This window comes from Pandoraea sp. E26, from assembly GCF_000681415.1.
Lineage (GTDB): Bacteria > Pseudomonadota > Gammaproteobacteria > Burkholderiales > Burkholderiaceae > Pandoraea > Pandoraea pnomenusa.
Genome location: NZ_AYXJ01000009.1, coordinates 454,071 through 472,445, shown reverse-complemented (window position 1 = coordinate 472,445; position 18,375 = coordinate 454,071). Strand labels below are relative to the sequence as shown.

12 protein-coding genes are annotated in these 18,375 nt (G+C 66.6%); 7 read left to right on the top strand and 5 right to left on the bottom strand.

Annotated features, from left to right (window positions below):
• Positions 1-149 precede the first annotated feature (149 nt).
• From rimO to W930_RS26560, 6 genes are all read left to right on the top strand, one after another.
• A complete protein-coding gene (gene rimO, locus W930_RS0107550; protein ID WP_023595673.1) occupies positions 150-1,517 on the top strand; it encodes a 30S ribosomal protein S12 methylthiotransferase RimO in 1,368 nt (455 codons plus the stop codon).
• Positions 1,517-2,479: a sugar kinase gene (locus W930_RS0107545; protein WP_023595674.1), complete on the top strand. Its 963-nt coding sequence runs from the start codon at positions 1,517-1,519 to the stop codon at positions 2,477-2,479. The genes rimO and W930_RS0107545 overlap by 1 nt, the downstream gene beginning before the upstream one ends.
• A gap of 69 nt (positions 2,480-2,548) precedes the next feature.
• The gene (gene bktB, locus W930_RS0107540; RefSeq protein ID WP_023874590.1) at positions 2,549-3,730 is read left to right on the top strand and encodes a beta-ketothiolase BktB; all 1,182 of its coding nucleotides are present in this window, start codon (positions 2,549-2,551) and stop codon (positions 3,728-3,730) included.
• Between the two features lie 53 nt (positions 3,731-3,783).
• Positions 3,784-5,001, top strand: coding sequence for a cystathionine beta-lyase (locus W930_RS0107535; RefSeq protein ID WP_023874589.1), 1,218 nt, complete (start codon positions 3,784-3,786; stop codon positions 4,999-5,001).
• A gap of 319 nt (positions 5,002-5,320) precedes the next feature.
• The gene (locus W930_RS0107530; RefSeq protein ID WP_025249041.1) at positions 5,321-6,379 is read left to right on the top strand and encodes a hypothetical protein; all 1,059 of its coding nucleotides are present in this window, start codon (positions 5,321-5,323) and stop codon (positions 6,377-6,379) included.
• Positions 6,315-7,373, top strand: coding sequence for a hypothetical protein (locus tag W930_RS26560; RefSeq protein WP_145929463.1), 1,059 nt, complete (start codon positions 6,315-6,317; stop codon positions 7,371-7,373). The genes W930_RS0107530 and W930_RS26560 overlap by 65 nt, the downstream gene beginning before the upstream one ends.
• A 164-nt stretch (positions 7,374-7,537) precedes the next feature.
• Here W930_RS26560 and serB read toward each other — a convergent pair whose 3' ends face one another.
• On the bottom strand, positions 7,538-8,404 hold the full coding sequence (gene serB, locus W930_RS0107520) for a phosphoserine phosphatase SerB (protein WP_023874586.1): 867 nt from the start codon (positions 8,402-8,404) through the stop codon (positions 7,538-7,540).
• Positions 8,405-8,598: 194 nt separating this feature from the next.
• On the opposite strand from serB, the gene W930_RS0107515 reads away from it, so the two are divergent.
• Positions 8,599-14,361 carry a hypothetical protein gene (locus W930_RS0107515; RefSeq protein WP_023874585.1) on the top strand — a complete coding sequence of 1,921 codons (5,763 nt, stop codon included), beginning with the start codon at positions 8,599-8,601 and terminating at the stop codon, positions 14,359-14,361.
• A gap of 12 nt (positions 14,362-14,373) precedes the next feature.
• Here the strand turns inward: W930_RS0107515 and W930_RS0107510 are convergent, their stop codons facing one another.
• The 4 genes from W930_RS0107510 to W930_RS0107495 all read right to left on the bottom strand — a co-directional run bounded on the left by W930_RS0107510 (position 14,374) and on the right by W930_RS0107495 (position 18,327).
• Positions 14,374-15,408 (bottom strand): GlxA family transcriptional regulator, encoded by a 1,035-nt coding sequence (locus W930_RS0107510; RefSeq protein WP_023595681.1) that lies wholly within the window; start codon positions 15,406-15,408, stop codon positions 14,374-14,376.
• A gap of 43 nt (positions 15,409-15,451) precedes the next feature.
• Positions 15,452-16,009: a cysteine hydrolase family protein gene (locus W930_RS0107505; protein WP_023595682.1), complete on the bottom strand. Its 558-nt coding sequence runs from the start codon at positions 16,007-16,009 to the stop codon at positions 15,452-15,454.
• 152 nt (positions 16,010-16,161) lie between these two features.
• Positions 16,162-17,187, bottom strand: a complete 1,026-nt coding sequence (locus tag W930_RS0107500) for an ornithine cyclodeaminase family protein (RefSeq protein WP_028730887.1) — start codon at positions 17,185-17,187, stop codon at positions 16,162-16,164.
• 111 nt (positions 17,188-17,298) lie between these two features.
• Positions 17,299-18,327 (bottom strand): threonine/serine dehydratase, encoded by a 1,029-nt coding sequence (locus W930_RS0107495; protein ID WP_023874582.1) that lies wholly within the window; start codon positions 18,325-18,327, stop codon positions 17,299-17,301.
• Positions 18,328-18,375: the final 48 nt, after the last annotated feature.

Sequence of the window (18,375 nt, the reverse complement as noted above, 5' to 3'; positions counted from 1 at the left end):
TCCGCGCGGCGCGCCCGCTGTCTCATGGCCAGTCGGGCGGAGGCAGGGAGCGCTCGGCAACGATAGTTGGAACGGACCGCGGGCGAACAAGGTAAAATACGCGGCTTCGCGCAGTCGTTACCGTATTTACCTGATCAGGATTTCGCCCCATGTCCCGCCCATCGCCCGCCGGCACCCCCAAAGTCGGCTTCGTTTCGCTCGGCTGCCCCAAGGCCCTGGTCGACTCCGAGCAGATCCTGACGCAATTGCGCGCCGAAGGTTACGACATCGCCGGTACCTATGACGGTGCCGACCTCGTTGTGGTCAACACCTGCGGTTTCATCGACGACGCCGTCCAGGAAAGCCTCGATGCGATCGGCGAAGCACTCGCCGAAAACGGCAAGGTCATCGTGACCGGTTGCCTGGGCGCCAAGAAAGACGCCGCCGGTCAGGACATCGTGAGCGCGGTGCACCCGAAAGTGCTCGCCGTGACCGGTCCGCACGCCGTGGGCGAAGTCATGAGCGCGGTGCACACACACCTGCCCAAGCCGCACGATCCGTTCACCGATCTCGTGCCGCCCGCGGGCATCAAGCTCACGCCGCGTCATTACGCGTATCTGAAGATTTCCGAAGGCTGCAACCATCGCTGCACGTTCTGCATCATTCCGTCGATGCGCGGCGATCTCGACTCGCGCCCGGTCGCGGAGGTGATGCTCGAGGCCGAAAACCTGTTCAAGGCGGGAGTCAAGGAGTTGCTGGTGATCTCGCAGGACACCAGCGCCTACGGCGTCGATGTGAAGTACCGTACCGGGTTCTGGGCCGGGCGTCCGCTCAAGACTCGCATGACCGAACTGGTTACGGCGCTGGGAGAGTTGGCCAGGCAGTACGGCGCGTGGGTGCGTCTGCACTACGTCTATCCGTACCCGCACGTCGACGAGATCATCCCGCTGATGGCCGAAGGCCATATCCTGCCGTATCTCGACGTGCCGCTTCAACACGCGCATCCCGACGTGCTCAAGCGCATGAAGCGCCCGGCCTCGGGCGAGAAAAATCTCGAGCGCATCCAGGCGTGGCGCAAGATGTGTCCGGACCTCACGATCCGCAGCACGTTCATCGCCGGGTTCCCGGGCGAAACGGAAGCCGAATTCGAATACCTGCTGGACTTCCTGCGCGAAGCCGAACTCGATCGCGTGGGTTGCTTCGCCTACTCGCCGGTCGAGGGCGCGAAGGCGAACGAGCTGGCGGGCGCCCTGCCCGACGAAGTGCGCGAGGAGCGCCGCGCGCGCTTCATGGAGGTGGCCGAGGAGATTTCGGCGCAACGCCAGCAGCGCAAGGTCGGCACGACCCTCCAGGTAATCGTCGACGAAATCAATCAGGATGGCGGCGTGGCCCGCTCCGCGGCGGACGCCCCGGAAATCGACGGCCTCGTGTACATCGAACCCACCGCGAAGGCCGCGAAGCGCCTGAAGGTCGGCGAATTCGTGAACGTGACTGTGACCGGCGCCGACGGTCACGACCTGTGGGGCGAGGTCGTCTGATGGCGCGCGTGGAACCGCAACCGGCGGCGCCCGTTCCCCAGGTGCTGGCCATGGGCGAAGCGATGGTCGAGTTCAATCAGTCGCCGAACGACGCCCGCCAGTATCTGCAGGGCTTCGGCGGCGATACGTCGAACTTCGTCATTGCGGCGCGCCGTCAGGGGGTGACGACCGGCTTCGTGAGCGCCGTGGGCGACGATCTCTTCGGCCGCATGTTGCTCGACCTGTGGCGCGACGAAGCGGTTGATACTCGCTACGTGACGGTGGACCCGCAGGCGCCAACCGGCGTCTACTTCGTGTCCCACGACGAAAACGGCCATCACTTCGACTACCTGCGCGCCGGGTCGGCCGCGAGCCGCTATCGTGCGCAGCAGTTGCCGTCCGATGCGCTCGCCGGCGCATCGTTTCTGCACCTGTCCGGGATCAGCCTCGCGATCAGCGTGAACGCCTGCGACGCCGCGTTCGACGCCATGTCGAGCGTCCGAAAGGCGGGCGGCAAGGTGTCGTTCGATACGAACCTGCGCCTGAAGCTTTGGCCGCTGGCACGCGCTCGCGCCACGATGCGCGAAGCGTTCGGGCTGACCGACGTCTGCCTGCCGAGCTGGGACGACGTGACCGCCGTGACCGGCCTCGACGACCGCGACGCCATCCTGGACGAAATTCTTTCCCACGGCGTGAAGGTTGTGGCGTTGAAGCTGGGTCGGGAAGGGTGCTACGTTGCCACGCCGCACGAACGGCGCATCGTCGCACCGTATCCCGTGCAGGCGGTCGACGCCACCGGTGCCGGCGACTGTTTCGGCGGTGCGTTCGTGGCGCGGCTGGCCCTCGGCGACGATCCGTTCGCGGCGGCGCGCTATGCCAACGTTTGCGCCGCGTTGTCCACGACCGGCTATGGCGCCGTGGCCCCGGTGCCGCGCACGGACGCCGTGCTGGCCATACTGGCCACTGAAGCTTCCCTCCAGTGACCCTTACATCGCGGGAACCCGCGACGGCGCTATACTCGTTGCCAACTGATATCCACCCGGAGAAGAGACATGCAACGAGAAGTCGTGATCGTCAGCGGAGTTCGTACCGCGATCGGTGATTTTGGTGGCAGCCTGAAGGATTTCGCGCCGACGCAGCTCGGTGCGATCGTCGCCCGCGAAGCCATGGCGCGCGCGCAAGTCAGCGGCGAAGACGTCGGACACGTGGTGTTCGGCAACGTCATTCATACCGAACCCAAGGACATGTATCTGGCGCGCGTCGCCTCCATCGAGGCTGGCGTGAGCCAGCACGCGCCGGCCATGACGGTGAACCGCCTGTGCGGCTCGGGGCTACAGGCCGTGGTCTCGGCCGCGCAGTCGATCCTGCTCGGCGACGCGGAAGTGGCAATGGCGGGTGGCGCGGAGAGCATGAGCCGTGCCCCGTACGTGATGCCGGGCGCGCGCTGGGGTACCCGAATGGGCGAATCGCGCCTGGTCGACATGATGCTCGGCGCGCTGCACGATCCGTTCGCCAACATCCACATGGGCGTGACGGCGGAGAACATCGCGAAGCAGTGGGGCATCACGCGCGAGGATCAGGATCGTCTCGCCGTCGAGTCGCACCAGCGCGCCGCGCGCGCGATGGCCGAGGGGTACTTCAGGGATCAGATCGTTCCCATCTCGATCAAGACGAAGAAGGGCGAGATCGCGTTCACGACCGACGAGCACGTGCGGGCCGACGTACGTCTGGAAGACATGGCGAAGTTGCGTCCCGTGTTCGAGAAGGACGGCACCGTGACGGCGGGGAATGCGTCGGGCCTGAACGATGCCGCGGCCGCGCTGATCCTGATGGAGCGCGCCGAAGCGCAGCGCCGCGGCGCGAAGCCGCTGGCGCGTCTGGTGAGCTATGCGCACGCAGGCGTGGACCCCAATTACATGGGCATCGGTCCCGTGCCGGCCTCGCGCAAGGCGCTCGAGCGTGCCGGACTCCAGGTCGGCGACATCGACGTGGTGGAGGCGAACGAAGCCTTTGCCGCCCAGGCCTGCGCGGTCACGCGCGATCTCGGCTTCGATCCGGCCAGGGTCAATCCGAACGGCTCGGGCATTTCGCTTGGCCATCCGATCGGCGCGACGGGGGCACTGATTACCGTCAAGGCGCTGCATGAACTGCAGCGCATCGGTGGCCGTTACGCGCTGGTGACAATGTGCATTGGCGGCGGCCAGGGCATTGCGGCCGTGTTCGAGCGCGTGTAAGTTACTCCCGGGGGCCGGCGTCGTTGCCGGCCCGAGTCTTTTCCGGAGCCGTGATGACGCAAGACAACCGCAAGCCCCTCGATACGCCGGAAGCCAACGGCTGGCACTGGCAGACCAACATCCTGCACGCCGACACGCAGCTCCCGGCGGGCTTCTCCGCGATGCCGGTGCCGGTGGCGCGCGCCTCGACGGTCGTTTTTTCCGACCTGTCGGCGATGCGCTCGCTCGACTGGAAGAACGACAGCCAGTGGCGCTACGGTTTGCATGCCACACCGACCTCGATGGAGCTCATGCGTCGTCTGGCGGCGCTCGAGGGTGGCAAGCACTGCCTGCTGTTCCCGTCGGGGCTCGCGGCCATCTCCAATGTGTACTTCGGGCTGCTCAGGCACGGCGATGACGTGTTGATTCCGGACAACGCCTATGGCCCGAACCGCGAGCACGGTGACTGGCTGGCCGAATCGTTCGGCATCACGGTACGGTATTACGACCCGATGGTCGGCGACGGCATCGGCGCGCTGATTCGACCCGAGACGAAGCTCATCTGGCTCGAGGCGCCGGGCTCGGTGACGATGGAAGTGCAGGACGTGCCCGCGATCGCGCGCGTCGCCCGCGCGCGTGGCGTTGTCACCGCCATCGACAATACGTACTCCGCAGGATTGGCGTTCCGGCCGTTCGATCATGGCGTGGACATCTCGGTACAGGCGTTGACGAAATACCAGTCGGGCGGCAGCGACGTGCTGATGGGCTCCGTGGTGAGCGTCGACGACGATCTGCATCACCGTCTCAAACAGGCGCGCATGCGCATGGGCGTGGGCGTGTCGGCCGACGATTGCAGTCTGGTGCTGCGCAGCCTGCCGAGCATGCGCTTGCGCTTCGAGGCGCACGATCGCGCCGCCATGACGCTGGCCACGTGGCTGAATTCGCGTCACGAGATCGCGGCGATGCTGCACCCGGCGTTCGAGGACTGCCCGGGACATGCGTGTTTCCGACGCGATTTCACCGGCGCGGGCGGCCTGTTCTCGGTAGTGTTCGACGAGCGCTATTCTCAGGCGCAGATCGACGCGTTCATCGAGGGGTTGCGGCTGTTCAAGATCGGATTCAGCTGGGGCGGTGCGCACAGCCTGGTCGTGCCGTATCGCGTGTCGTCCATGCGTACGGCAACGCCATGGGTGCACAAGGGCTCGCTCGTGCGTTTCTATGTGGGGCTGGAGGATGTGCGCGATTTGCAGGCCGACATCGAAGCCAGCCTGAAGGCGCACCTGGGCGCCTGAGCGGTTGCCGCGACGACCGGCGAGCGAATCTCGCAAGCCGTCGCGGCGCGGACGATGGAAGCTGGCGGCTCCTCCGTTCCGAATCGCAGCCAGAGGATGACGCTCGCCGTCGCGGGCGCGTCGGCTGGCTGCCGCCGCCATGTTCTCCATCGTCCTGACGCCTTTCGTTTTTTCATCGCCGCCCTCCACGGCGAGCCCGGCCTCTCAAGCCGGCATCCGGTTGCCGGAGCACGATCCGGCCCGGGCCCCGGCCCATGGGCTTCCCGCCGACTCCCCCAGCCCGTATGCGACGCTGAACGTCGTTCACGATTCGCGGCCGTTGGACGCTTTCATCGGTTATCCCGTGGAGCAACAGTGCGTCGTTCCCGGCGAGCACTCGCGCGTCTTTCGCGAGATCGGCAACACCGGATACGTGATCAAGGTCTACGACGACACGCACACCGCGGCCCGGCCCGAGCGAGGACTGGCCCGCGCCAACCACGAGGTGGCGTGCTTCAATGCACTTTACGGGCCAGCCGGCGCGGAGGTATTCGTCACGTGTGACGCCCGGCTTTGTGTGCGCATGCGTCTGCTCGCGGGCATGCCGGTGCGAGGCATGCTTCCGTCGGCGCTCGGCTCGAAGGCGCAGGTCAACGAGTCGCTTTACGCGCTCAGGCGGCAATTGATCGAGAGCGGCGTCATTCATCACGGTCTTCACGCCGAGAACCTGCTTTATCACGAAGGGGCCTTTCTGCCCATTGGCTTCCGGGAAGCGTATGTCACCCCGGTAAAGTCCCACTCGCTGTTCGCCGTCAACGATTGCCAACTGGATTACACGCGACATCAGCTCTTTGCCTTGATCGACAGCCGTTCGCCGGAGATTGCGGAAACGACCGCCACGCGAGCCGATCTGTTGGGCGAAGACGTCGCGCAGGCGCTTCATCCGCGCTGCGGCTACGTGAGCCCGGATCCTCGGGATGCGTCCCAGGTATACAAGCTGCTGTTCCGCTTTCATTTGCCTGACTTCTGGGCCGGCGCGCCGGAAGGGCCTGCCAAGCTCGGGCGGGCGATACGCGAGAAGCGAATGTTCGAGGCGTACTACGGCGAAGGGTCCGCACGGCTGGTGCGTACCAGAGACGGGGATATCTTTCTGCACATGCAGCGCATGACGGGCAAGCCGTTGACGGCCGGGACAGTCGATGCCGATAAGCTCTACGATTTGCTCTTCGCCATGAACGAACGCTTGTTGGCGCGGGGCATCCTTCATGCGGGGTGTTTTGCAAACTCCGGCGTGCTGTTCGATGCCGCGACCGATCGACTCAATCCGCTGAGCTTTGGCGACGCGTGGCCGAGCCCAGATGTGCCGGAAGCGCGGGCGGACGCCCGGCACAGCGGCTGAGCGCCGCACGCGCGTGCACCCAAACCGGCCACGTTCCTGCAAGCTCGGGCCGTGCTGCCGCGACGATTTCTTCATCCGGTTCATGTCACCCATGCCATCGACGTCTCTCATGCCGCCTCCCACCGAAGTTCGCGTCGTATCGCCATCCGCGATATCGCCCCAGACCTTTGCGCCAATCCCGTCGCATTCGAGCGGTGAGTGTTCCGCGATGATTCGCGACCCCCGCACGCGCGACGATCTTCTCGGGGCACCGGGCGAGCGCAGGCCAATCGGTGGCGGCGACGGCGGAGCGGTATTCGAGGATCTTCGCGATCCCGAGTTCGTCATCAAGATTTTTCACGGCCCGCGCGCGAGCGGCATTGATGGCGTCGATGGCATCGATTTCATCCGGGCGGCCGTCGAGCATGAGGCGGAAATGTTCAACCGGTTCTACGGCGCGTGCAGTGCCGAGGCATTTTTCACGCGCGACGATTACCTCTGTCTGCGAATGCGCCGGGTGCCGGGCAAGCCCTTGAACAAGGTCTGGCCATCGGAGTACGGCGAGTCGAAGCGAGAGATCCTGGAGGCGCTCGACACCATGCAGGCGCAACTGGTGGAGGTGGGCGTGACGCATGGCGATCTTCACAGCGCCAACGTGCATTTCGACGCGCAGGCCCGTCGCTTCTGGCCGGTCGACCTGGGTGCCGCATCGGTATTTGCCTGGTTGCGGATGGGGCCGGACGCGCCAACGCCTGGCCCGCTGGCGTCGGACGATTCGCACATGGTTTCGCTGCAGGCGCGCGTGTCTGCGCTGATGGACAGCCATGTGCCGGAAGTGGACGAAGTGCATGCACCACTTTTCGAACTCGTGCACTGGCAGTCCTGCGTCCGGATGGCGGCGCGGTGCGGCGAGGTCTTTGCCGATCCGGCGGATGCAACGTACGTCTACAAGTTGCTGTTCTCCTTCAGCTTCACGGATTTTGCACCGGGCGTCGACACGGGGCCGCGGGCATAACGCATCCGGATCTGCGCCCGGACCATCTGCTCTACGACGCGACGACGCACTTGCTCAACCCGGTGAGTTTCGCGTCGTGCCGTCCCGCGGCGACGCCGGGATCGTCTGGCGGGCGCGAGAGCGACACGTGACGACGGGGGCGCGGCCGTCGGGCTGGGGGTGTCTCAGTCGTTGCGGAACAGCGACAGCAGGCCGTCGAGTCCCACGTAGTCGAAGGCGACGGACGCTTTTTCCCGCACCACCGGCTTTGCGCGAAACGCCACGGACAACCCGGCGAGGGCCATCATTTGCAGGTCGTTCGAGCCGTCGCCCATGACGATGGCCTGCTCGGGCGCGGCGCCGAATCGCTCCGTCACTTCGGCGACGGTGCGGGCCTTGACTTCCGCGTTGACGATCTCGCCGAGCACCCGCCCGGTGAGCTTGCCATCGACGATCTCCAGCGTGTTCGCACGGGTGACGTCCAGGTTCAGGCGAGTCTTCAGCCGTTCCGTGAAGAACGTGAAGCCGCCCGAGACGAGCAGCGTGCGAATACCGAGCGCCTGCACGCCACGCAGCATGGATTCAGCGCCGGGCGAGAGCCGCAGGCGCTCGTCGTACACCTTCTCGAGCGCGGAGGCGTCGAGCCCCTTGAGCAACGCCACGCGACGCGTGAGGCTTTCGTTGAAGTCCTTGATCTCCCCACGCATCGCGGCTTCGGTAATCGCCGAGACCTCGGCCTTCAGCCCGCAGTAGTCGGCGATTTCGTCGACACACTCGATCGTGATCAGCGTCGAGTCCATGTCCATTGCCACCACCTTGAAGTCCGTCAGACGGCGCGCGCTGTCCACGAGTACGGCGTCGACCTGATGCTGCTGCGCGAAGCCTGCCGCCGCCGCGCGCAATGCCGGCGTGTCGGCAACGTCGGCGATGCGTGCCGCATTACCGGCGAAGGTCACCGGTGCGCCGGGCACCAGCGCGTGAATGGCGGATTGCAGCGCGTCTGAAGTCGGTGGGGAGGCAGGGGTGCCCAGAATGACGAGATCGTGGTTCATCGTGGAATCGGAAGTCTTGCGAATACGTGCGACCGCCATTCTACCCGGGTTGCGCATCGAGCCGTCGGTGGGGCGTGCGCCGGGATGCCCGTCCGGCGGCCGATGAGCGAATCGTGGCAGTGATGCCTGCCTGTGGACTCGAAGATGACAGTGGGATGCCGTCGGAACGGCGAACACCGGTTCAAGGAGGCCGCATGCGGATCAACGGCGGGGGGTACGCCCCGTGGCGCCTTCACGGCGCCGAGACGCCGGGGGAGGCGGCGGCGCGCACACGCGCGCAATGGTGCGAGCAAACCCAGGATCTCGCGCCGGTGAGCACGATGGACTGGCGCGTGCAGGTCGTGTATCGATTCGCCGTTTCCCCGGAACGCTGGGGGCCGGTCGCCGCGCAACTGATGCGGGGCCTGCTCGGCGGGCAGGACGTCCTGCGCGACGCAGGCAACGCGGCGCACTGGACGCTCGGCGAGACGTCGCTGTACGCGCTGCTGTCTGAACACCCCGGGGCGCTCCCCGCGCGCGCGGGCGCGACATGTGGATTGACGTTGTGTCAGGACGGCTGCCGGTTTGGCGTGTGGCATGATGGCCGACCCGACTGGGGAGTACCGGACCTGCCGTTCGGCGGACTTTGCCATGCGATTCTTGCCGCCTTGCAAGGGGGCTGCATCGACGACATCACGAGCGCCGACGCGCAATGGCTCGGTGAACGGTTGCCCGCGTTCGTGAGGCGGCATCCCGCGCTGGCGACGCGGGCATGGGAGCACGTCATGGCCGGCATGATCGACGCCGATGGCGTGGCGGCGCCCAATGGGCCCGGCCCGGTGCGTGCGTTGGCGCAAAGCGCTGCGTTGCTGGGTGCGGCAGGCATCGCCGGTTATGTCCTGTCCGATTTGCCGATGTGGGGGATTGTGGTCAGCACGTCGCTGGAAGCCGCTGCCATGGCGCGTGCGATAGTGGCATTGCCACGGGGGGGCGACGTGCATGCGCGAGCGCGATACGCAGCGGCACTGGCACTCGCCTTGCCGATGCTGACGTGCGCGGAAATCGGCGCGCTCGTCGTCAGGTTCATGGGCGTGCATGCACAGCTGGATTTTTTTCATCTGACGAGTGCGATTCGACGCCGACTCGAGAGCCGGAGCCCGGGACAGACGCCGGGCGAAGTGATCGCAGGGCTCAATGCGCGTGACTTTGTTCGTGCGGCTGCCCACAACGCCGGTCGAGCATTTCGCCTGCAACCGTGCACGGCCGCACAGGCGCTCGATGCGCTGCTCGCGCTGATGCATCAACACGGCGCATTCGCGCTGTCGGGCGGCGTCGAGCATGTGGCGGCGGCCCATCGGCAGTTGCAGCTGCGGCGGTGGGCACATACCTGCGATCAGTGGGACGCCGACGATCGCGCGCGGGCCAACGCCGTCAGGCAACTGACTGCCGCCCCCTATCCGACACACGCGCCGCACGTGCCGACGACGCGATCCGCCGCCGCGCCATTGCCACCGCCGTCCGCACCGCCGCCCGTGAATTCCGGCGACGTTGCGCAGCCGCTGCTGGGTGGGGCGGCGCGGCTGGTCGGCGCGGGCGCGTCGCTGGCGACGCTGTGTGGACACTGGCCGACGCGAAAGCGTCAGGTCGTTGCGGGGGGGGCGTTGCTACCGGTCGCCGCACTCGCGGGCGTCGTGGCATATCGCAAGGTGTTCGGCGAGACGCCCATGGGCCCGTCGGGCGAAGCGTTGCTCGGCGGCGACGATCCGGGGCATGCCTCACCCGCGGGGGACGCACAGCGCGCGGATCCGTCGGATGGATCGGACCTGGCGGATCGATCGGAGCCGCGGTTCGACGCACGTGACGTACTGTCGCTCGATCAGGTGCTGACCTTGTACGAGAGTGGCGAGGCCGTCCGGGATGCGCTGCGCGATCTCACGTTTTATGAGCGTCAGACGGTGACGTATACGAGAGCCTTGATGGAGCGCGTGCTCGGCGATCGCACCACGCTGGGTTACGCACGAGACGAGGCCCTGCCTTGGGACGCCATCGTCGAGGTGCGTTATCGCGAGCAGGGATTTCACTTTCAGGGGCACGGTGCCAACGCCCAGCTCGTGACGCCCGAAACGTTTTCTCTGGCGCAGATCGCGCTGGGCCACCACTTTCGCAAGGAGTATCTCAAACTTGGCGGGTCGCGCGAGGTGACGTCGGTTTCCTCCCGCGATACCCGCGCCGAGCGCTTGCTCGCCGCCGTCGACAACGACGCCTTTCGGCAGGCGCTGCATGATAGCGACGTGGCGGCCGTGCAGACGCTGGAGCGTTCCCGAGAGGTGGCGTCGGCCCATGCACAACTCGCGCGAGCGGTGTTCGTCAGCACGCTGTACCGCGCGATTGCCGAGCGCGCCATCGGCTGCGGCGCGGACCGGTTCCTGCTCGAACAGGACGATCAGGCGATGGCGGCGCGAACACAGTTGATCACGTTCCGGCATCACGTGATCGCGGATCTTGCGGCTTACGTGGTCCGCGAGGGAGAGTTGGCCGTACTGATCTCCATCAAGCGGGGTGACTACTTCGTGTGGCGCCCGTCCACGGAAGACACGCAGGCGTTCAAGTCATTCATGCGCGACCACATGTCCATGGTCGATGCGTCGAAGCTCGACAGTCCAATCTTCTGGGAGCAACGAAAGTTTCGCATCGCCGCGGCGTCGGCCGGCGACACGGTGCCTGCGCGCGCGGCGCAGCACGGTGCAAATGTGACGCCCGCGCGAGCGTCGACGATCGATGCGCTGTACGAGGCCCTGCTGCCGTATCCCGACTTCCGGTTCATCGTGCCCGAGCACCTCGACGACCTGATGTGGTCGGCGAGGGTGCGCCACATTCGGCTCAATATCGACGTGCACATCGTGACCGAGTCATGGCGCAAACTTCGCCATTGGGACCAGGTGCGGTTATCTGCGTTCGACGGACTCAAGGTCATGGCCATCGCCATTTGCGGCGTGCTGGTTCGCAGCTTCGGCTGGAAGGCCGAGTTGGTCTACGGTGCAAGTGCGGCGAGCATGATGGGGGCTGGTTACGGCGTGCTCTCGCAACGTTCGGCCGGTGCGGACCTCACGGAGCTGCGCAGCATTCACCGTCAGATGCTGTTCGCCAACGCCATGCGGATGTTCTTCCGGCGTCCCGACAACCAGTCCTTGTCCGACGCCGTCAACGTCTTGCTCACGCATCTGAGCGATGTGCCACCCGTCTATGCGCTGGTCGATCGCATCCTCGACCCGAGCGTGGTCCCAGACGGGGCGCGCGAGGAGTTGACCCATCTGGCGACTGCGCTCACGCAGTTCTCCAGGCATTCCGGCGTGCCGGACACCCCGTGGCGCGTGTTGAGCCGATTCCGCACGGATTTGCGCATCGGTGGCGACGGTGCACAGCGCCCGCCGCTACGAGAGGGGCAGGACAACGTGCATGATTTCCTCGGTCCGGCATGCATGCCGGTCGAGTCGGAGGCGCAACTCATGCGCGTGCCCGCCGGCTACCTGATCGCCTTCGCTGACACACGGGGGCGCATGCTGTTCGCGGGGGTCACGTGCGGCGCGGGACGCATCGCCGGCGCGTGTACCGACGACAGCATTGCCACACTGCCGAACGGCGGATTCGGCATGGTCGGCGGCGCGGCGCATGACAGTGCGTTGAAGTTCACGGGCAACGGTTGCGTCGAAAGCGACGGCCGCGCTTTTCAAGTGTTTATCGAGCCGCTCAAGGATCTGATCCCCGTGATCCTCATCGGCACGCCGACGCGCGCCGCCGCGATCGATTCCACGCGCGCGGGCGCGTCGTCCGTCCGCCCGCCACCGTCCAAGCCCGCACCGCCGGCACCCACGACCCGGCGGCCCACGCCCGACTTCAACGAACCCACCTACGAGACACTCCGGCAGCGAGCCTTTGCACGATGGGCATACTTTGTCGATCGATGGAAAGCGGGGTATGTGTTCGGTACGCAGCCCTGTAGCGGCGAACCGGTCATAACGCCGCTCGCCGCGAGCCCTGCCGACGAGGCGCCGGAGTTGGACATCCGACAGCGCATCGAAGCACCATGGAGTGACGCGCGTTTTCGGACATCGCTCGTTCGCACGCTTGCCCGCATCGAAGCGGGCCTGCTGTTCTGGTACCTCCCGAGGGTCCCGCAGGTCCACCAGACATTGATTCGCGAACGGCTCGCGGGGGCAACCGAGCTGTCGGTCGTGGAGGTCTCGGGGTGCCGGATAGCCGGCGTTGTGGCATTGCGAGGCGCCTTCGACCATTTGCTCGTGTCGCTCGTCACGGGTGAAGCGCTCCTGCTCGGCACGCGCCTGGACGTGCCTGGGAACCCCGCGCTACAGGCGTTTCTCGCGCCCCACGTCACGCGTTTCGATGCCGAACGGCTGAAAAACGTGCTGAGCGATACCGCGCAAGGAAGCGCGCCCGCCTCGGCGCTGCGCATGACATTCGCCCGGCGCGGTCACGAAGACGTGGCGGGCGGCCTGCGGCAATGGTTGCTCTCGGAGGTGGGCTTGGCGGGCGAACTGACGGGGCTGCCCAGGCGCCCGGCGAGCGACATGCTTTACCCGATCGCCTACGCGGCACGTGACTTGCCGCCGCGTCAGGGCGAACGGCTTCTCGCGGACGTCCGCCGGGCCTGCGCGACGGCGGCCCACCCGCTCCCGCGTCCCGGCACGTGTCATTACGATACGCTTGCACAGTCCGGATACTGCATGGGATTGCCGTTCGCGCATTTCCTCGGCGAATCCATCGAGGATTTCGTGATGGGAACCTCGACGCCACTGTCGGCGCAACACGACAGTCAGTGGCTCGTCGACTTCGCCGGCGACTACATCGCACGCGTGTGGGCGTGTTATGTCCCTCACATCGCGCATCGCGACGCGGCACACCTGGTGCGCTCGGGGCTCGGCAACCACGCGTTCGGGGCCGCGTTGCTCGACGCGGCCGCCTACGAAGGCAGCGGGCATTTCGGGCCCGTGCTGCCATCGATCTGGCGGGGGATCCCGACCGGAGGACGAGTGTGTGAACGTCGCGACCTTCGCTTGTCCTCCGGCGTCGAGATCATGAGCCTGGACGCCTTGCGCAATGTGCCGTCGGGGTATCGGGTCTTCGTGGTGGAGGCCGACGAGCATCGGATCCTGGAACCGGTCCACATCATGAGTCTGGGCGACGGCCTCGCGGCGATGCATCACATCGACGACGACGGTGCGGTGCAGTCCACGGCATACTATTGCGTCGATCTGGCGCGCGGCAACGCACCGATACGGTTCAGGGATGGGCGATGGTGGCTCAATGGCGCCATACCGGTTCGCTTGTGGGCGGAGCGCGGCACGCCGGGCATCTTTGCAGAGATTCCCGCGCCGCCCGCGAGCGACGCGACCCTGGACACCGCGGACATCCTTCGCGCCTTGCTCAACGACAAGCAGATCGGAGCGGCGATTCAGCAGAACGTGGCGATGGGGCATTGGGCGTTGACGGGTGCCGAGCGGCACGTGCTCGGGAAGATCGAGGGGATTCTGACGCAGTTCGGCGTGACGTCGATCCGCTATCGCATCGTGCTGGCGTGGTCGCGTCCCACGCAGCTCAGACCGTCGATGTCGTTCGCTGTGATCGGGCGCACGTCTCGCCCGCAGGGTGACACCGATGGCGACCGGAATCTCGTGGTCGACCTGTTTGCGTCACGGGTGCTGGGCGCACAAGAGGGCGTCTCGACGGCCGGCAATGTGTTGGGCGAGCACGCGTGGGCGCAGATGTATGTGGCCAGGGCCGGCAATCAATGCATCAAGTACCGCACGGCGATTCACGCCGATCTCGCGGTCGACCTTGCGCTGGAGTACCAGAGCGAGCCGGGTGTGTCGCCCTACGACGAGCGAGGCGACGGCACGCTCCTGCACGCCCCCGACTGGGCGCACTTTCCGCAACCTGGATGGCATCCCGACGATCAATAGTGCTGCGGCATGTCATGTGGCGCGAGCTTCGCGACGCACCCGGCTCGGGGGCGTCGGACTGAATTTCTGCCAGACGCGCCGCAAATGACGACTCGAACCGAAGCCCGCGCGCTCGGCAATGTGCTCGAGGTCCAGTTGGCTGTTGCCGAGCAGCTCACGCACCAGTGCGATGCGCAGCCGGTGGACATAGTCGATGGGGGCGGTGTCCGCGTGCTCGCGAAACAGCCGCGTGACCTGACGCTCGCTCACGCACGCAATTTCCGCCATGCCGGCCAGGGTCCAGTCACGCGCGGGGTCGGCGGCAATCGCGTCCTGCACGCGATGCAGCGCCGGATGCAGGTGGTTGCGCCCTTCGAGCCATGGGGAGAGCTGCGGATCGGCGCCCGCGCGACGCGCATACACGACCATCTGTCGTGCCACCGCAGCCGCGCACAACGGGTCAGTCGTCTCTGCGATGAGGGTGAGCATCAGATCGAGCCCGGTGGTCACGCCGGCGCTCGTCCATACGTTGCCGTCGTGCACATAGAGACGGTTGTCGGCTACGCGAGCACCTGGCGCGAGCATGCGCAGCGCGTCGCAACTGGCATGGTGAGTCGTGCATGCGCGCCCGTCGAGCAAACCCGCACGGGCGGCGAGCAGTGCGCCGGTGCAGATGCAGGCGAGTTGATGCGTCGGCCGCACGACGCCGCGCAGCCAGTCGACGACCCGGGCTTCGATCGCCTCCCCGGTCTCGATGTGCTGCGTCGGGTCGGCGGGGTCCGCAGTCGTGGCGCAAGCCTCCGGCAGGACCGTCGGCAACGGTTTGGACACCGTTCCCGTGACGACGAGCCACGCCCCGTCGGGCAGCGTCTCGGGAAGCGTTTCCAGCGGCGAGACGCACAGACCGATGGACGTGGTGGCCGAGCGCTGCGCGCCAACGTAGCGCAGCGAGAATCGAACCGCGTCCTGCTGGTGATTGGCAATGCGCAGCGCTTCGGCCGGCGCGGCGATATCGAGCAACAACGCGTTGGGCGTGACCAGAACGTAGACGGGTTGTTCGCGCGGCATTGTGGGTAATCCCGTTGAGGACGGATTCGGACAGACCTCGAAGTTACACCGCGGCGAGGGCTTCCTCAACCGTGACGATACGTGCGAAGCGATTCACCAGCACCGTTTCCGTGCGTTCCTTCAACTCGGCGACGGACAGCTCGCGGCCGGTGCCCGGATGCGTCATCGGGAAGGTGAGCGTGGCCTCGGTCACGAAATCGACGGCGTAGCCCGCGTCCGAGGCAGCGCGCGTGGTCGTCTCGCAGCATTGTTCCGTGCGAATGCCCGACACGATCAGCCGCGTGATGCCGTGCTCCACCAGCCAGGCGCCGAGTGTCGAGCCGGCGAGGGCACTGTGCTTGACCTTGTCGAGCGTGAAGTCCGGTGCGATGCGCAGTTCCTCGAGCGTGCGCACAAAGCCCGAGTCCCGGGCGAACGGGCCTGAGCTGACGTGAAACACCTGGACGACGGGCACGCCGCGCGCGACGGCACCGTCGATGAGCGCTTGCTGGCGCTCGAAGTACTGGGCGAGATCGTCTTCGCGCCAGAACGGGCGCTGGCGAAAGGATTCCTGGGCGTCGATGACGAGCAGGGCGGTCCGGGACGATGGGGTTTGCGACATGGCGTGGCTCCGGTGGGGTGGCAATGACCCCATGTTAAGGCGGGGTCGTGGCGCACGACAGCCCCTGGAGAGACCGGAACCGGACGGATTCCGACATCGAATTCAGACCTCGCAATGCCGAATCCCGGTCGACACCTCGCGCAGTACCGGCGTCAGATCGATGCGTGCGTACCCGCGCCTTCCGCCTGTGCCCGCCGGTACAACGCGGCCGCCAGGGCGACGTCCTGCGCCCCCATACCGAGCGATTTGAACAACGTGACAGCCGTCGCGCCGGAGCGTCCGGCGTGCTGGCCGATGACGAGTTCGCCGAGTTCGGCGAGCAGGTCTTCCGGACCGATGCGGCCCTCGGCGGCGGCGGCCAGGTAATCGCCGGACTCGTTGACGGTCGATTCGCGGCGATCGACGAACAATTCAGCGCGCGCCATGAGTTCGGTATAGGCTTCGCGATGGCGTGGCGTACTGCTGCCGACCAGATTGACGTGCGCCCCGGGGGCGATCCACTCGGCCTGAAGGATTGGCTCGGTCGTGTTGGTGACCGTGACGACGATATCGGCGTCGCGTACCGCGGCCTCGACAGTGGACACCGCCTCGAGGCCGAACGCGTAGTTCGGCTGCTCACGATCGACGAAGGCCTGGGCCGACGCCAGCGAGCGGCTGGCCACGCGCACGTGGGTCAACCCTCGCGCGGCGGCTAGCGCGGCGAGGTGCCAGTGCGCCTGATGGCCCGCGCCGATCAGCGCGAGCCGGCAAGCGTCGGGGCGAGCGAGCAGTCGCGTGGCGAGCCCGGTGACGGCCGCCGTTCGAATGCCGGTGATCTGCGCCGCGTTCATCACGGCAAGCAGTTCGCCCGTCTCGCCGCTCATCAACAGCACGCAGCCCTGATGAGGGTCCTTGCCGAGGCGGCTGTTCTCGGGAAAGAACGTGCCGACCTTCGCGCCGTAGACAGGTGTGCCACAGGCTTCGGCGCCGAGGAAGGCAGGCATCATGCCCAGCATGCCCTTGGCGCCGAGCGCCTCGGGCGGGCGGATGATCTGGCGTAGCGGCAGGTGGATCCGGTCGCGCGCGAGCGCTGCGAACATGTCGGACATGACCGGAATGGCGTCGGCCACAGGCATGAGTGCGGCGATTTGCGCGGCGTCGAGTAGCAGAACGGCCGGGGAGGGGGAGGTGGCGGGCATGCGGGGGTCCTTGTGCGCGGTCGGGGTGAACGAGCGTTCACGGGTGGCCAAACGAAGACGCGACCGTCGGGTCGCGTCTCAGGTGTCATGCAGGGCTTGGAGCGCCGTGTCTCAACCGTTGGCCTGCGCCGCGAGTGCGGCTTCGATGTGGCGGTTGAATGTGGTGGTGTCGGTGTTCGTGCCGCAAAGCAGCACCCCGACGCGTTTGCCCATGAGCGTATCGCGCAGCGGCCCCATGAGCGCGGCCGTCGCCGCGGCGCAGGCCGGTTCCACGGCGAGCTTCAGCTGGCGGAACAACGTCAGCATGCCGGCGCGCATCTCGTCGTCGGTGACGGTGACCAGTTCGTCGATGTGACGGCGGCACAACGTGTAGCTGTACAGCTCCGTATGCGGCGCCATGAGACTGTCCGCGATGCCGGTCATCGGCCCCATCTTCACCGGGCCGTTGGCGGCGAAGCTCTGTGCCATGGCGTCGGCGCCGGCCGGCTCCACGCCGTACACCTTCACGTGCGGGGCGAACAGCTTGAAGGCGGTTGCGACGCCGGAGATCAGTCCGCCGCCGCCGATCGGCACGATCACGGCGTCCAGATCCGGCGCCTGCTGTGCCCACTCGTAGCCTAGCGTGGCCGTGCCGAGTACCGTGCGGTAGCCGTTGAACGGATGCACGAAGTAGCGGCCTTCCTCCTGTTCGACGCGTTTGACGATGTCGAATGCCTCGTGCACGTTTTCCGCGAGGATCAGGTCGGCGCCGTATTCGCGGCACAGCGCGGAGCGTGCCGGGCTGGCAGTCTTGAGCATGACCGTCCTGGCGCCCACGCCCATCGCCTGCGCGGCGTAGGCCACGGCCACGGCGTGGTTGCCCGCGGATACGCACGTCACGCCGGCCTTGCGTTGCGCGTCGTCGAGCGCGAGCAGGTTCGAGAATGCGCCGCGGGCCTTGAACGTGCCCGATGCCTGCAGCAGCTCGTACTTGAAGGTCACACGCGTGTCGCCGAGCGTCGGGAAGTCGTTTCGGGTGAACACCGGCGTGGTGCGCACGTAAGGCTTGAGCCGCTCGTGCAGGGCGGCGATGGCGTCCTTCGTCGGCACCGGTTGGCCGTCGATGGTTTCGGCGTGCAGTTCGGGGAGCGATTGTGTCACTTGAATTCTGTCTCCTTAGTCATGAGGCCCGGGCGATGGGGACACCGC

Bases quoted from the DNA above. Each gene is read 5' to 3' on its own strand.
- W930_RS0107515 (WP_023874585.1), top strand. From the start codon at position 8,599: ATGCGGATCAACGGCGGGGGGTACGCCCCGTGGCGCCTTCACGGCGCC.
- serB (WP_023874586.1), bottom strand. From the start codon at position 8,404: ATGAACCACGATCTCGTCATTCTGGGCACCCCTGCCTCCCCACCGACT.
- W930_RS0107505 (WP_023595682.1), bottom strand. From the start codon at position 16,009: ATGTCGCAAACCCCATCGTCCCGGACCGCCCTGCTCGTCATCGACGCC.
- W930_RS0107535 (WP_023874589.1), top strand. From the start codon at position 3,784: ATGACGCAAGACAACCGCAAGCCCCTCGATACGCCGGAAGCCAACGGC.
- W930_RS0107500 (WP_028730887.1), bottom strand. From the start codon at position 17,187: ATGCCCGCCACCTCCCCCTCCCCGGCCGTTCTGCTACTCGACGCCGCG.
- bktB (WP_023874590.1), top strand. From the start codon at position 2,549: ATGCAACGAGAAGTCGTGATCGTCAGCGGAGTTCGTACCGCGATCGGT.
- W930_RS0107545 (WP_023595674.1), top strand. From the start codon at position 1,517: ATGGCGCGCGTGGAACCGCAACCGGCGGCGCCCGTTCCCCAGGTGCTG.
- W930_RS0107510 (WP_023595681.1), bottom strand. From the start codon at position 15,408: ATGCCGCGCGAACAACCCGTCTACGTTCTGGTCACGCCCAACGCGTTG.
- rimO (WP_023595673.1), top strand. From the start codon at position 150: ATGTCCCGCCCATCGCCCGCCGGCACCCCCAAAGTCGGCTTCGTTTCG.